The organism is Acinetobacter sp. RUH 2624 (assembly GCF_000162375.2).
Lineage (GTDB): Bacteria > Pseudomonadota > Gammaproteobacteria > Pseudomonadales > Moraxellaceae > Acinetobacter > Acinetobacter nosocomialis.
Map to the genome: position 1 here is coordinate 1296737 of NZ_KI391939.1, position 15684 is coordinate 1312420.

Annotated in this window: 14 protein-coding genes; 5 read left to right on the plus strand and 9 right to left on the minus strand. The window is 38.7% G+C overall.

Translation table 11 applies throughout. The annotated features are described in order from the left end of the window. Nucleotides 1-50 precede the first annotated feature (50 nt). On the minus strand, nt 51-2075 hold the full coding sequence (locus HMPREF0014_RS12760; RefSeq protein ID WP_004886966.1) for an NADPH-dependent 2,4-dienoyl-CoA reductase: 2025 nt from the start codon (nt 2073-2075) through the stop codon (nt 51-53). A gap of 135 nt (nt 2076-2210) precedes the next feature. On the opposite strand from HMPREF0014_RS12760, the gene HMPREF0014_RS12765 reads away from it, so the two are divergent. Together HMPREF0014_RS12765 and HMPREF0014_RS12770 are read left to right on the plus strand one after the other, a co-directional pair. Continuing rightward, on the plus strand, nt 2211-2771 hold the full coding sequence (locus HMPREF0014_RS12765; RefSeq protein WP_002050679.1) for a PadR family transcriptional regulator: 561 nt from the start codon (nt 2211-2213) through the stop codon (nt 2769-2771). A gap of 2 nt (nt 2772-2773) precedes the next feature. Next, the gene (locus HMPREF0014_RS12770; RefSeq protein WP_002050701.1) at nt 2774-3691 is read left to right on the plus strand and encodes an alpha/beta hydrolase; all 918 of its coding nucleotides are present in this window, start codon (nt 2774-2776) and stop codon (nt 3689-3691) included. Nucleotides 3692-3738: 47 nt separating this feature from the next. Here the strand turns inward: HMPREF0014_RS12770 and HMPREF0014_RS12775 are convergent, their stop codons facing one another. From HMPREF0014_RS12775 to argC, 6 genes are all read right to left on the minus strand, one after another. Next, entirely contained in the window at nt 3739-4794 is a 1056-nt protein-coding gene (locus HMPREF0014_RS12775; protein WP_004886963.1) for a 3-deoxy-7-phosphoheptulonate synthase, read from the minus strand. A gap of 424 nt (nt 4795-5218) precedes the next feature. Further along, nucleotides 5219-5581 (minus strand): YnfA family protein, encoded by a 363-nt coding sequence (locus HMPREF0014_RS12780; protein WP_004886960.1) that lies wholly within the window; start codon nt 5579-5581, stop codon nt 5219-5221. A gap of 3 nt (nt 5582-5584) precedes the next feature. Further along, complete coding sequence (gene clpA / locus HMPREF0014_RS12785) at nt 5585-7861, minus strand: ATP-dependent Clp protease ATP-binding subunit ClpA (RefSeq protein ID WP_002050677.1); 2277 nt, start codon at nt 7859-7861, stop codon at nt 5585-5587. 9 nt (nt 7862-7870) lie between these two features. Continuing rightward, entirely contained in the window at nt 7871-8284 is a 414-nt protein-coding gene (clpS, locus tag HMPREF0014_RS12790; protein WP_006580885.1) for an ATP-dependent Clp protease adapter ClpS, read from the minus strand. Nucleotides 8285-8293: 9 nt separating this feature from the next. Further along, nucleotides 8294-9052, minus strand: a complete 759-nt coding sequence (locus HMPREF0014_RS12795) for a DUF6776 family protein (protein WP_079377015.1) — start codon at nt 9050-9052, stop codon at nt 8294-8296. A gap of 75 nt (nt 9053-9127) precedes the next feature. Then, complete coding sequence (gene argC / locus HMPREF0014_RS12800; protein ID WP_016805333.1) at nt 9128-10183, minus strand: N-acetyl-gamma-glutamyl-phosphate reductase; 1056 nt, start codon at nt 10181-10183, stop codon at nt 9128-9130. A gap of 183 nt (nt 10184-10366) precedes the next feature. Between argC and HMPREF0014_RS12805 the strand changes: the two genes are divergently transcribed. Then, nucleotides 10367-11887, plus strand: coding sequence for a hypothetical protein (locus tag HMPREF0014_RS12805; RefSeq protein ID WP_006580887.1), 1521 nt, complete (start codon nt 10367-10369; stop codon nt 11885-11887). Here the strand turns inward: HMPREF0014_RS12805 and HMPREF0014_RS12810 are convergent. Beyond that, entirely contained in the window at nt 11884-12564 is a 681-nt protein-coding gene (locus tag HMPREF0014_RS12810) for a SprT family zinc-dependent metalloprotease (protein WP_004886949.1), read from the minus strand. The genes HMPREF0014_RS12805 and HMPREF0014_RS12810 overlap by 4 nt on opposite strands. Beyond that, nucleotides 12564-13235 carry a ribose-5-phosphate isomerase RpiA gene (rpiA, locus tag HMPREF0014_RS12815; RefSeq protein WP_000061060.1) on the minus strand — a complete coding sequence of 224 codons (672 nt, stop codon included), beginning with the start codon at nt 13233-13235 and terminating at the stop codon, nt 12564-12566. Before rpiA ends, HMPREF0014_RS12810 begins: the two co-directional genes overlap by 1 nt. A 101-nt stretch (nt 13236-13336) precedes the next feature. On the opposite strand from rpiA, the gene ilvA reads away from it, so the two are divergent. Beyond that, a complete protein-coding gene (gene ilvA, locus HMPREF0014_RS12820) occupies nt 13337-14884 on the plus strand; it encodes a threonine ammonia-lyase, biosynthetic (RefSeq protein WP_170318178.1) in 1548 nt (515 codons plus the stop codon). Nucleotides 14885-15026: 142 nt separating this feature from the next. After that, nucleotides 15027-15677: a TrkA family potassium uptake protein gene (locus HMPREF0014_RS12825; RefSeq protein WP_004886946.1), complete on the plus strand. Its 651-nt coding sequence runs from the start codon at nt 15027-15029 to the stop codon at nt 15675-15677. Nucleotides 15678-15684 lie beyond the last annotated feature (7 nt).

Below are 15684 nucleotides of genomic sequence, written 5' to 3' on the forward strand. Positions count from 1 at the left end.
GTTTTTAGTCATGAGCACTCTCTTACCCAAGACAGTGCTCATTGAAATCATTAAAGAACCGCTGCTAGTTCAGCACCTTGACGAATAGCACGTTTAGCATCTAGTTCACCTGCTTCTTTAGCACCACCAATCAAATGAACATTCTTACCATCTGCTTTTAATTGGTCATACATTGCAGTAAATGATTCTTGGCCTGCGCAAATCACTACGTTATCAACTTCAAGCACTGTTGGTTTTCCATCAACAGTAATATGAAGTCCTTGATCATCTACTTTGTCATACTGTACGCCTGCCAACATTTTCACATTTCTGTTCTTAAGCCCTGTACGGTGAATCCAACCAGTCGTTTTACCTAGTCCCGCACCTACTGAAGAAGCTTTACGTTGTAACAAATAGATTTCTCGTTCAGAAGCTTCAACTTTCGGCTGCTTTAAACCACCAACGTGTTCATAGTGAGTATCAATACCCCACTCTTCATAAAATTTTTCTGGATTTAAACTACCACTCTCACCTTCATGGGTTAGGTACTCAGCTGTATCAAAACCGATACCACCTGCCCCAATAATGGCAACACGCTGACCTACTGGTACACGCTCTTTAAGTACTTGTAAGTAGCTCAGTACTTTTGGATGATCAATACCTTCAAATTGTAATTGACGAGGTGTTACACCAGTTGCAACTACAATTTCATCGAAGTTTGATTGACTTAACTCTTCATAAGTCGCTTTATGATTTAATACAAGTTCAATGTTCGGACGTAATTCAATTTGACGATTAAAATAACGTAATGTTTCGTAGAACTCTTCTTTACCAGGCACAGTTTTAGCAATGTTAAACTGCCCACCAATTTGATGACTTGCTTCAAAGATTTTAAGTTGGTGTCCACGATCTGCCGCATATACAGCAAAACTTAAACCTGCTGGTCCTGCACCAATGACAGCGATATTCTTCTGTTTTTGTGCTTCTTTAAAAATAAGTTCTGTTTCATAACATGCGCGAGGGTTAACTAGACATGTTGCGATTTTCATAGAGAAAATATGATCAAGACACGCTTGGTTACAGCCAATACAGGTATTGATTTCATCACTACGACCTTCACTTGCTTTTAAAACAAACTCAGGATCTGCAAGCATTGGACGTGCCATTGAAACCATATCTGCATGACCCGATGCCAATACATGTTCAGCCATTTCTGGGGTATTAATACGGTTTGAGGTAATTAATGGAACGGAAACTTCACCTTTTAATTTTTCAGTGACCCAAGTAAATGCAGCTCTTGGAACTTTAGTGGCAATTGTTGGTATACGAGCTTCATGCCAGCCAATACCCGTATTAATGATCGTAGCGCCAGCTTTTTCAATCGCTTTAGCAAGTTGAATCACTTCTTCTAAAGTAGATCCGCCTTCAACTAAATCAAGCATTGATAAACGGTAAATAATAATAAAGTTTTCACCCACTATTTCACGTGTACGTTTTACAATCTCGATAGGAAAACGAATACGGTTTTCATAGCTACCACCCCATTCATCATCACGATGGTTTGTTCTTGCTGCTATAAACTCATTAATTAAATAACCTTCAGAACCCATAATCTCAACGCCGTCATATCCAGCGTATTGAGCAAGCTTCGCACAGTTTGCAAAATCATCAATCGTTTGTTGAACCTCTGCAGAAGTCATTGCTTTAGGTTTAATTGGATTAATCGGTGCCTGAATTGCCGAAGGTGCAACAATCTCTGGCTGATAAGAATATCGACCCGTATGTAATATCTGTAAAGCAATCTTTCCGCCAGCAGCATGTACAGCTTCGGTAATGACTTTATGTTTTTCGGCTTCTTCTGTGCTATCTAGCTTAGAAGCATGAGCAAAGGTTAAACCTGCCTGATTAGGTGCAATACCGCCAGTAACAATAAGACCAACATCTCCTTTAGCACGTTCCGCATAAAAAGCCGCCATGCGCTCATAACCACCTGGCGCTTCTTCTAGACCAACGTGCATAGACCCCATCAATACGCGATTTTTTAATGTCGTAAAACCTAAATCTAATGGTTTTAATAAATGTGGATATAACGACATAACAACTCCTTGGCTTGCTAATCTGCTTGCTTAATGCAACTTGTTGCACAAATTTATAATCAAATTTTGACTTTTATGCAACATGTTGCATAATCTTATGAGTCACACTTTACTTTTGCTTACAAACGGATTGCCATGTCACTTCCCCATGTTTTACTAACCAGCTTACTAGAACGTCCAAGCACTGGCTTTGAACTCGCTCGCCGTTTTGACCGCTCTATGGGCTTTTTCTGGAATGCCACACATCAGCAAATTTATCGTGAACTCAATAACATGCTAAAAAAAGGCTGGGTTTCTACTTTAGAAAATGAGATGGATAGCGGCCGAAAAAAGACTTATCAAGTCGAACAACTTGGGCGTATAGAACTTGCCTCATGGATGACACAGCAAAGTGAACCCGCTCAGCTTAGAGATGACTTAATGGTAAGATTGCGTGCCGAGGCACAATTGGGCAATAATCAAATATTACCCGAACTGTTACGACATCTTGGCTTACACCAAGAAAAGCTTAAGCTTTACCAAAATATTTACGATAAAGATTTTAAAGATAGTGATGACTTGAATAATCGAGTGTTATATATCCACAAAATGATCTTGGAACTCGGTATCACTATGGAAACTGAGTGGATCAAATGGTTAGAACAGGTCATCCCACAATTAAAACTTTTTGCTCAAGATAACGCATCTGGAGAATAACCATGCCTTATTACACCATGCCCGATCAGGAAAAATTATTTGTACGCCGTGTTGGTCGTGGTGAACCAGTATTAGTATTATCTGGTCTAGGTATGCAAAGTTGGCAATGGCTACCGTTTATCTACGCAAATCGTAAAGAATATGAATTTATTATTCCTGACTGGCGTGGTTTTGGCGGTTCAAAAAACTGTGCTATTCCCGAGCAAGATGCCATATCAAGCCACTGGCAAGATGTCGCTCATTTAATTGAACAACTAAAACTTGATCACTTTATTTTAATGGGCTATTCAATGGGTGCTACCACTGCAATGCATGGTATGAAGCATGCTCATCTTGCTCAGCAGTTAAAAGCTTATTTACATATTGATCAAACGCCTAAAATATCTGTAGATGCGACATGGCAATATGGTTTATTCGGACCATTACATGCCCAATTTAAACAATTACTCAATGATATTTATCAATTATTATCAAAACATAAAAATGCTAAATATCTTTATGAGTTATCACTTCCAGACCGTCAAAAATTGGTACGTTTGTGGGTAGATTTTATTGAATTACAAAGTAGCAATCCTTTTAGTCCATTTGTTTTTAAAACTGCGTTAAAACAGCCATTTTTACAGAAATACTTATTACCGATTCAACGCTTAGACTACTTATTTTGGTACGTCGAAAATTATCTTTTTCACAATGAAGACTATCGTGAGGCATTGCAACAATTACAGTGCCCAACAACTTTCTTTATTGGCCGTAATTCCACACTCTATCCAGAAACTGGTCAGACACTGATTGCACATAGTGTCGAACATGCAAAAACAATTTATTTTGAGCGTTCAGGTCACACGCCATTATTAACCGAGCCAAAAAAATTCGGGCATGAAATCACTACTTTTTTATCCGAACTTAAACATGCCTCTTAAAAAAAAGGGATCTGCTAAAACAGATCCCTTTTTAAATGTATACATCATTAAGCCGAATGAGCTAATTCACTTGCTTTTAACTGTTTAGCAACATTTAATAAAAGCCGTTCAGTTTTATCCCACCCTAAACAACCATCCGTTACCGACTGACCATACGTCATTTCACACGAAATTTTCTGATTACCATCAACTAAATGACTTTCAATCATGACACCCTTCACCTGAGTTTTTAAGCGTTCAGCAACGATTTGCTGCAAAACCTCTGGCTGACGTAAAGGGTCTTTACCACTATTGCCATGACTACAGTCAATGACTAAAGGAGGAAGATTTTGCTTATGTTTTTCACGTATTGCCTGAATTGAAGCTAAATCATAATTAGGACCATGATTCGCTCCACGCAAAATTAAGTGTGGTAATGGGTTGCCGGCACTCTGAATAACAGAAGGTAAACCTTGCTGATTCATTCCTAGAAATTGATGCTCATTTTGTGCCGACTGAATAGCATCTAAAGCAATTTGAATCGAACCATCTGTACCATTTTTGAAACCAATACTGTATGGCATATGACTTGAGATTTCACGGTGAATTTGAGACTCGCTGGTACGTGCACCAATTGCGCCCCAAGCCAACAAATCATCAAAATAACCAGTTGCCATTGGACTTAAAATTTCGCTCGCAATCGGCAAACCCTTTTCAATAATTTGCAAATAAAGCTCGCGTGATTTTTCTAAACCTAATTGTAGATTGGATGAACCATCAAGGTTTGGGTCATACATGTACCCCTTCCAACCTACAGTTGTACGCGGCTTTTCAATATAAGCACGCATCACAATGAATATTTGATCTTTAACTTTTTCTTGTAATTTTTGCAGTTTTTCTGCGTATTCAAGAACCGCAACTGGGTCATGAATTGAACATGGTCCTGTAATAACCATTAAACGCTGATCTTTACCAGCAAGAATATTTTGAATAATTTGACGGTGTTCTGCAATTTGACGTGCGAAGGTCTGCACAAGCGGATATTTAGCTTTTAACTGGAGAGGTAAACTAACTGGTGTTTCTTTTGTATTACTTTGAGTTAGTAAAGTATTTAAAGCATTCATTGGTCTTTTCCTTTGGACTGAAACCGAATCAGTCCGATCATTTATTTGAGCGTTTTGGATCTATTCGTTGGCAAAGGTAAGCAAAAGTAAAACCAATAAAAGTTGCTAAAGTATGAATAAGTCATGTTGTTCATTTTGAGTTCCTCGATTTGAAAAAGATAAAGCATAAAAAAACCTGATCGGGGTTGCCGATCAGGTATTAACTGTGATGGGCAACTTTCATGCCCGAATACGCTCAGGCAACTATCTAAATTGCCAGAAATAAAAGTAAGCGTTAGAATTCACAGATTGATTTAACATCTTTATCTCAAATATTAAAAAATGTTCCTTAAATCTAAAATACGCATTGTTGATGAATTTGACAAGTATTTTTTGCGAAAAAGTTTCTTATTTTTTACTTAAAATTTAATTGCTCACTTCATCATTAGCGAATTAATCCTTGCGGCTGCAAAATAATCAAACTTGCACCACAAAGCACTATAAAGCCACCTAAAACATCCCATCTCGTTAAAGCGACCTGATCGACAAAACGAAGCCACATGAGTGCAGTAAAAATATAAATACCGCCATAGGCCGCATAAATGCGCCCAGAAGCAGCTGGATGTAATGTAAGTAACCAAACAAAGATCGCTAAGCTTAAGGCTGTAGGGATCCACAACCAAGCAGACTTCCCTTCTTTTAAAATAAGATAAGGAAAGTAACAGCCTAAAATCTCAGCGATCGCAGTAATAATAAATAACCCGAGCACACTAAGTATTCGGGTTATAGAAAGACTATCAATTAACATAAATTAAGCTGGTTCTGCCGTATGGTGATCTTCAAAAACTTCAAGTTTTAGACCAACTGCCTTGCCATCTTCTTTCTTCACTGATACCGCCACATTACCACCGTGATCTGCAAGTTCACCAAACAGAATCATTTCAGCTAATGGTTTCTTCAAGTGTTCTTGAATGAGACGTTGCATTGGGCGAGCACCCATTAAACGGTCATAACCATTGGTTGCTAACCAGTCACGCGCACTTTGATCTACATCTAGAACTACACGTTTTTCATCTAGCTGTGCTTGTAATTCTGTTAAGAATTTATCAACTACAGATTCAATCACTGTGGTTGGTAAAGCTTTAAACTGAATAACACTGTCTAGACGGTTACGGAACTCTGGAGAGAATGCACGCTTCATAGCTTCTTGGTTATCCGAGCTATGGTCTTGCTCGGTAAATCCAATGCTTGCACGAGAAATGCTTTCTGCACCAATGTTTGTCGTCAATACAATAATGACATTTCTGAAGTCTGACTTACGACCATTATTGTCAGTTAACGCACCGTGATCCATGATTTGCAACAACAGGTTAAACACATCTGGATGTGCTTTCTCAATTTCATCGAGCAATAAAACACAATGCGGATTTTTATGAATCGCATCTGTGAGCAAACCACCTTGGTCATAACCAACATAACCTGGAGGAGCACCAATTAAGCGAGAAACAGCATGACGTTCCATATATTCAGACATATCGAAACGGACAAGCTCTACACCTAACAATTTCGCTAGCTGCTTAGTGACTTCTGTTTTACCAACACCCGTTGGACCAGCAAAGACGAAGCTACCAACAGGCTTGTCTGGTGATTTCAAACCAGCACGTGACAACTTGATTGCAGAAGCCAATGCAGTAATTGCCTCATCTTGACCAAATACCACACGTTTTAGGTCACGCTCAAGATTTTCAAGTACTGATTTATCATCTTTAGACACTGTCTTAGGCGGAATTCGCGCAATTTTAGAAACGATGTCTTCGATATTTTCTACAGTAATTAAGCTGTCTTCACTTTCTGCTTTTAAGCGGCGTTGTGCACCTGCTTCATCAATGACATCAATCGCTTTATCCGGCAAGAAACGATCATTAATAAATTTCGCAGAAAGCTCAACCGCAGAAACTAAAGCTTTGTCGTCATACTGTACGTGGTGGAAATCCTCAAACTTCGTTTTCAACCCACGTAAAATATCAATAGTTTCAGAAATGCTTGGTTCATTTACGTCAATTTTTTGGAAACGACGAGATAACGCATGATCCTTTTCAAATACCTGACGATATTCTTGGAAAGTCGTTGAACCGATACAACGTAAAGTACCATTTGCCAATGCTGGTTTAATAAGATTCGATGCATCCATTGTGCTGCCCATACTTGAGCCTGCACCAATGATCATATGAATTTCATCAATGAATAAAATCGCATTTGGATTTTTCTTCAAAGCATTTAACAGTTGTTTTAAACGTTTTTCAAAGTCACCACGGTATTTTGTACCAGCAACCAATGCACCTATATCTAGGCTATAAATCTCTGCGTTGCTAAGTGGTTTTGGTGCTTTACCATTTACAATGAGCCATGCAAGGCCTTCTGCAATTGAAGTTTTACCTACCCCAGGATCCCCGACTAGTAATGGGTTGTTTTTGCGACGGCGGCAAAGAATTTGTGCTGTACGCTCAATTTCTTTTTCACGACCAATGAGTGGGTCAGTTTTACCCTTTTGCGCTTCAACATTTAAATTAAGCGTATAAAGTTCTAATGGCCCAGCATTGCCTGAGTTGCTTTCACCCTCAATGTCTTCAACTTCTTCTTCAACCTGCACTTCGTCTTTACGTGTACCATGAGACAAATATTGAGTCAAAGTAAGTCGATTAATTTGATGACGTTTAAGCAAATAAACAGCAAAAGAATCACGCTCTGAGTACATTGCGACCAAAACATCCGCACCTTCAACAGTACGATCACCACCACTTGATTGCACATGGAAAATTGCACGTTGCAAAATGCGGTCAAAACTTTCTGTTGGATGTGGAGCTTGCTCGCTATTTTCGCCAAGCTTAGGAGTATGTTGTTCTACATATTCTTCTAATTCTTTACGTAAAGAAACAATATCAGCGCCGCATGCTTTTAATGCATTCACAGCCGAATCGTTATCGAGTAAGGCTAATAGTAAGTGTTCAACTGTAAGAAACTCATGTCTCTTTTGACGAGCCATGCTAACAGCCAAACGTAATGATACTTCTAATTGACGACTGAGCATGTGACCCCCTTATGCTTTAGGCTTAATCTGGCAAAGTAATGGATGACCTTGCGATCGAGCGTAATTATTAACAAGGTTTGCCTTGGTTTCCGCGATGTCTCTTGGATATACCCCGGCAGTACCTTTACCTTCATAGTGTACTGTTAGCATTACTTGAGTTGCTTGGTCAAGATTCATTGCAAAGTATTGTTGTAAAATTTCAATTACAAAGTCCATTGGCGTGTAATCGTCGTTCAATAATACTACCGCATATAAAGGAGGACGCTTGAGTTCGGGAGGTGCTGTTTGAACAACAATCTCTCCGTCATGATCTTCGTTTTGCGAATCACTTAAGCGTGGATTGAAGTGCCAATCGACATAGCCAGACTGCTGAAAAGAAGCCTTAATATCTTTTAAATTTGTTTGACGCTTATTTGTTCGCATATGATGTTACTATTGTGAATTTGCTTCAGCTTGAGGAATTTCTGCAACAAAAGCAGAAGGTGTTTCGACAGGTTTACCGCGCTGCCAACTAAAACGTTTAATCACTGGTGTTTCAGAACCACCTATTAAACGTACTTCGATATACTGAGGTGTGAAGCCCTTAGGCATTGTCCATCGGCCAGTCAAACGCTCAAAATCAGTGAAGTTAAAGTTCTTATCTTCAAGTGGCACAACCAAGACTTCAGTATCTTTAATCAGTCTTATTTCAACTGAACCTGAAGCACGGCGTTTATTTGGACTCACCTGCACCAAATCAAGCTGATATTCATAAGCGTTTTCTGGTAACGGTTTAATTGCCAAATCCTGAATGGTTAAGCTTAATCCACCACGTTGTCTTAAAATTTCACGGTAGATATTACTCATACCTTCTTGTTGCGTTTTATCAGCATTGGCTTGATTAAGTGCTGTAAACAAGTCATTTGCATTTGTAACAGCAACATCACGCTCTTGTACAGCAGCGTTCAGGCTTTTGTTAACTGCATCTAACGCTGTTTTTTGTTTTTGCACTACTTCAACCAATTGCTCTGCATCTGCATCGTAACCTACAACAGTTAAACCTTGACGGTGCCCAATTGTATAGCCGAGCGCAAAACAACCACTCATTAAAATAGCAGCACCAATAAACAAAGGCTTATTGGTGTTTAAAAATTTTTTCTTTTGCAACGAACTTTCTACAGAAGTCGTCTGTTCCGAGTTTTGCATCGTCATCTCAGTGTTTAAGATCAGAGTCAAGACACACATTTAAATCGAAATTTAAATGTGTGTGAAGCAAAAAAGAGTTTTTTATGGTAATAAACCAATCCCTTGTAAGCCTTCATCTTCATTAAAGCCAAACATAAGGTTCATATTTTGTACAGCTTGTCCAGATGCTCCTTTTACAAGGTTATCTTGAGCGGCCAAAATAATGAGTTTATTTGGTTGTGGTTTATACAAAGCAATGCGTAATTCATTTGCCCCACGTACACTACGTGTTTCAGGTGAACTATTGGCAGGCATGACATCTACAAATTTTTCATTTGCATAGAAGTTTTCATACAAAGCTTGTATATCTGTTTGTTTCCCCGCCTCTGTCAAGTCCACGTAAATTGTACTCAACATACCGCGAATCATCGGTACTAAGTGTGGAACAAACAAAAGACCTTCAAAAACATCTTTTTCGCCTGCAATATTTTCCAAAGCTTCTACAATCTCAGGATGATGGCGATGTCCCGCAACACCATAAGCTTTAAAGTTATCCGCATTTTCACTGTAAATCATGCCCAAACTTGCTTTACGACCAGCACCAGAAACACCAGATTTTGCATCAATAATAATATTCTTTGTTTCAATTAATGCTTGTGCTGATTTTAAAAGTGGAGCCAAGCCCAGTTGGACAGTTGTTGGGTAACAACCTGGGTTACCAATGACTTGAGCTTGCTTGATTTTTTCACGATTTAACTCGGTTAAACCATAAACAGAATCTTTTAGTACGTCTGGGCACGCATGTTCCATACCATACCATTTTTCAAACTGTTCAAGATTTTGTAAACGAAAGTCTGCTGCCAAATCAATAACTTTAGTTCCAGCTTCGATCAAATCTTTTGCGTGCTGCATTGCAACACCATGTGGAGTTGCAAAAAATACAACATCACATTCTTTTAATGCATCAATATTTAAATCTGAAAATTGAAGATCTGTATGTCCACGTAAGTTTGGGAACATATCAGCAACTGGTTTGCCTGCTTCTGTACGTGAAGTAAGAACTCGAACCTGCGCTTTTGGATGTCGTAATAAAATACGTAATAGTTCAACGCCTGTATAACCAGTCCCACCAACAATTCCGACAGAAATCACGTGCATTACCTCAAATATTGAATCTATACTTGCGGTAGTATGACAGGATGTCCAGGCTTACAAAACCATTTCATGCTTGGTAATTTTAATTTTTTTATTTTTTAGCGTTAATTACATAGCACTTGCTGGTCTGTCAGAACCAAACAAATATCAGTAAATAAATACCAGATTCATTTGTGGAGAGCTAGGATGCTTAATCAATCAAAACAAACAAAGTTGTGCACTTATCTCGGCCTTAGTACTTTAATTTTAAGCGCAGCCCTTGTTGGATGTGGTGGTGGCAGTAGTAGCGGAGGTTCATCTAGCACTCCGACACCGACTGTGCCAACTCCTGAAGTCACGACAGATTTTACACTTAAAACCCCCGTCGAAATGCGCAATGTGCAACTCAAAGTCTATGACAACACCGACAATAGTATTTTGATTGATACCCAAGTTGCCAGTTTAACAAGTTATAATATTAAACTTTCAAGTACCAAGTTGAATCGGCTTTATCGAGTAGAAGTCACAACTCAAGCCTCATCTCAGGTATTTGATCCAATTAATTCTAAATATGAGAACATTTCTGGCGTCTATCACGCTTTTATTACTCCAAGTTCAATAAGCAATAAAACGCAGCCGATTAGCCCAAGTTCAGAAGCGATTTATCAGCGTGCCGTAATTCGTTCAGGCCAACTTCCACAAGAAACGATAGACCCGACCCGTATTGAACAATCACATGTTGATTTGGCTTCTCAAGATGTTTACACCGCTCTTATTAGTGCGTTTAAAGATGCTGCCATTCCAAGCTTAAGCCCAGCTAGCCCGCTGACTGTACTAAATTTATTACAGTATTCAACTAAACAGCCTAGTACTTATGTAGATAGCTATCTGAGTTTCGGATATTTACAATACTGGAATACGATTCATGGTAGTACCAATGCATATCAAGAACTTACAAATAGTCTTGCCACCGATTTAAAAGATGGATATTTAGACGGCAAAAAGCTTAATGGTGACAATACAACCATGACACCTATTTTTAGTCCATCGCCAGATAATATTGACCCTGTAAAAAATACGCTTTTGGACATAGCAGCCAATCAAAAAGCGACTCGCGATTATTTTGCTACCAATTTAAAAGCTGCCACATTGCAACTAGCAGATGCACAAAGTCAGTCCAGTTTAGATCAAACAGGATATGTTCTTTTGCAGAAAAAACTCTATTCTGGAGTTGTGCCTTCTGGAAATACAACTGACTTTTTCCGTATAGATGGTGCTGGTGACTACCGACGTGCCGTAGGATTTAGTGGTATTACAACAAGTTGTAATGATTCGGCTTATCCATGTAAACAAGGCTTAACTAGCATCAATATATCTGACCCTAAACTGCCTGCTACGGACTATTTAGTTGGTCACTATGAAAACAGCGCATCGGGTTGCCAACTTAATTTCCGTGCTAATGGCCAAATTGAGTTAATTCAAGGTTCACTAAGTTATCGCTCAGCCTTAAGCGCAGATAGTACAGATAATTTACTGCAAACCGACGCTGCAAGTTATAGCTACTTACTTAACTCAAGTTCGTCTGAACCCAACAATTCAACACAGCAATATAATTTTATACAGCTACATATTAAAGCGAATAAGATTATTAGTGCTCAAGCAGGCCTTGATAGCCGCAAAGCACCAGATGTCTTACAAACAACACAATTAGAATGTAGCTTTAGCTAAGCTGTCACATACCACCACGCAGGCAATGGGTTACCTTTTAATTGTCTGCGATGCTGCATATAGTTTGGGTCGAACTTTGCAACTTCGGCCCAAAAAGCAGGACTATGGTCGAAGTGTTTGGTGTGAGCTAATTCATGAATGCAAACATAACGGGTAATTTGAGCAGGCATAAGAACCAGACCTGCATGCAGCATAATATTATGTTGACTACTGCAACTTCCCCAACGAGTTTTAGGACGTCGGATAGCACACTCTGCATAACTCAACCGAGTTTTTTGGCTAAGCTCTGACAAAAATGCTGGTAACTCTTGTTTGGCATAAGCAATAACAGCGCTTTGTAAGGCTTGATAGGTTTGCTGGTCTTTAATAAATAAACGATTATTTTCCCAATCAAATTGAAAAATGCGATGTTGCTTCTGTACAACAATTTGAAAAGGCTGCTCTCTATTAAAAAAAGAAATTTCTGAAGGAATCTCAAACGATGTAGATTGAGCGTAGTGCTGTTTATTCCATGTCTCGATCAACCATTGTTCAGACTGAGCCAAAAACTGCTGAATTTGTTTCTTACTACAAAATAGCGGGACAGTGAGTCGTATAGACGCAGGCTCAACACGTAAGCGCAATTTTCTTGCCCTTACGTGACGAACAATTTTAATTTCTGGCATTTCCACAGACATTACTGTGCAGTACGCTCTTCAATACCATTATTTGTTGCAACAATTGCAATCGTTGCTGGATTTAACGCAAAAATACCGTTAGTCACAACACCCGGAATATTGTTGATTGTCTTTTCCAAATCAATTGCATTTAAGATGTTCAAATTAAATACATCTAAAATAACGTTTCCGTTATCTGTTACCACACCTTCACGATAAACCGGATCACCACCTAAGCTAACCAATTTACGAGCTACAGCAGAGCGCGCCATTGGAATTACTTCTACTGGTAATGGGAAATCACGACCAAGTTGATCAACCCATTTTGAATCATCAACGATACATACAAACTTTTTAGCAATTGAAGCTACAATTTTTTCACGAGTTAATGCTGCGCCGCCGCCTTTGATCATATGCATGTGACGATCAATCTCATCTGCACCATCAACATAAGCATCAAGGCTGCCTACATGGTTCATATCAACCACTTCGATACCTAATTTTTTAAGACGATCTGCTGTTGCTTGAGAACTTGCCACTGCTGCTTCTAATTGTAGTTCAGGCAATAAGTCAATTAGAAAATTTACAGTACTTCCAGTTCCTACCCCCAAAATGCCACCTTTGGGTAAGTGTTTTAAAGCAGCTTTCGCAGCAGCTTGTTTCTTTTCATCTTGGGTTGCATATAGGCTCATTACATCACTCAACTATTTTTTGACATTTATGCGCCAATAAACGGCGCAAATGCACAAGGGTTTGCTACAATAATTTCCTATTTTAAACTGTTATAGGGAAGATGAACATGCTGTCTCGTGTGGTACGACAAATTTTACAAGCAACGGTTTATGATGTTGCAATTGAAACACCTCTCGAAGCAGCTCCACGAATTAGTCAAAAATTAAATAATACAATTCGTTTTAAGCGTGAAGATTTACAACCGGTTTTTTCTTTTAAATTACGCGGTGCTTATAACCGTATTAGCCAATTACCGAAAGAACAACTTGAACGTGGTGTAATTTGCGCATCTGCTGGCAACCATGCACAAGGCGTAGCATTGTCTGGTCAACGTTTAGGAATTCCTGCAATTATTGTTATGCCAAGCACTACTCCTGATATTAAGGTTCAGGCAGTTAAGCGTTTAGGTGGGCAAGTTGTATTACATGGTGATAGCTTTGATATTGCAAATAAATACGCTCAGCAGCGTGCCGAAGCAGAAGGATTAGTTTTTATTCCTCCTTATGACGATGAATTGGTTATTGCTGGTCAAGGTACTATTGCAAATGAAATATTGCGTCAATGGCGCGATGTGGAATACGTGTTCGTTGCTGTAGGTGGTGGCGGTTTAATTGCGGGTGTAGCAGCTTACTTAGGTGAAGTTGCACCACATGTAAAAGTCATTGGTGTTGAATATGAAGAGTCTGCGTGTTTAAAAGCAGCGCTTGAAGCCAATGAACGTGTAATCTTGCCACATGTAGGTTTATTTGCAGATGGTACTGCTGTTGCACAAATTGGTGCTTTACCGTTTGATATTGTTCGTCTTCGTAAATCAGATAACTCTGGCCCAATTGTTGATCCTGACATTGTCACTGTTAATACAGATGAAATCTGTGCCGCAATTAAAGATACTTTTGATGAAAACCGTAGCATTGTTGAACCATCAGGTGCAATGGCCCTAGCTGGTATCAAAAAATATGTAGCGGAGCATAAAATTAGCGGTAAAAACATGGTATCGATTGTTTGCGGTGCCAACATGAACTTTGACCGCTTACGTTACATTGCAGAGCGTACTGAGCTCGGTGAACAACGTGAAGCAATTTACGCGGTGACACTTTCTGAAGAAAAAGGCGCATTCTTAGGTTTCTGCCGTGCTCTACAGGGCCGTAATATTACCGAGTTTAACTACCGTGCAAATAACACAGAAGAAGCACAAGTTTTTGTGGGTATTAGCTTAAAAGGTGGTGACGCTGAACGTCATGAAATTTTAGAACAACTTAAACAGCAAAATTATGTTGTAGATGATTTATCTGATGATGAAGTTGCTAAATTGCATATTCGTTATTTAATTGGCGGTCATGCTAATCTAGATGATGAAAGATTGTTCCGTGTTGAATTCCCTGAACGTCCAGGTGCATTACTCACATTCTTAACTCGTTTAGGTCCAACCCACAATATTACGCTGTTCCATTACCGTAACCATGGTGCTGCAGAAGGCCGTGTATTGGTTGGCTTACAAGCAACAGATGCCAAACAAAATCCAGATGGTTTAATTGAAACCCTAGAACAAATTAGCTACCCATACGCAGAAATTACTGACAATGTGGGCTATAAACGTTTCTTGAAATAATCTTTGTTTTATAAAAAAGCTGACAAATTTGTCGGCTTTTTTATTATTTGAGCCCAATATTTTCTATATTTACATTGCTTCTCTTTATCTCAAAGAAAATATCATTAAAAATAAAGCCCTAATTAAGTATAAAAGGTTATTTATGGCACAGTTCGCGGTCATCGGCTTGGGAAGTTTTGGAGCAACAGTTGCTCAAGAACTCACAAAATTAAATCATGATGTTATTGGCATTGATACAGTCAAAAAGAATGTTGAAAATCTTGCCGATGTTTTAACTCATGCTGTCATTGCTGATGCTACTGATGAATATGTACTGGATGAATTAAACATTCAAAATTGTGATGCGGTTGTTGTTGCAATTGGTGAAGATATTGAGGCTAGTATTTTATGTGTGCTGAATTTAAAAAATCTTGGTATTGATAAAATTTGGGTAAAAGCAAAGACAAAGGCTCATCACACAATTTTGTCTCACCTCAATATCAATAAAATCATTCATCCTGAAGAAGACATGGGTGTACGTGTTGCGCAAGCACTTAATTATCCAATGGTAAGTCGTTACATGTCTTTAGATGATGATCACTATATTGTGAAAATCGATATTCCCGAGAAATTAAATGGCATTAATTTGTATGGGATTATGCAACAAGCACCGCAAGTTAAAACTCTACTTGTAAAACGACAGCAGCAAATTTTATTTGAAACTGAAGAGACTTTTACCCTACAAACGCATGATATTCTTATTTTAGAAGGTCATTTACAGCAACTTAAAAAGCTCTCTAATTGTTTCCTATAAAAACGAA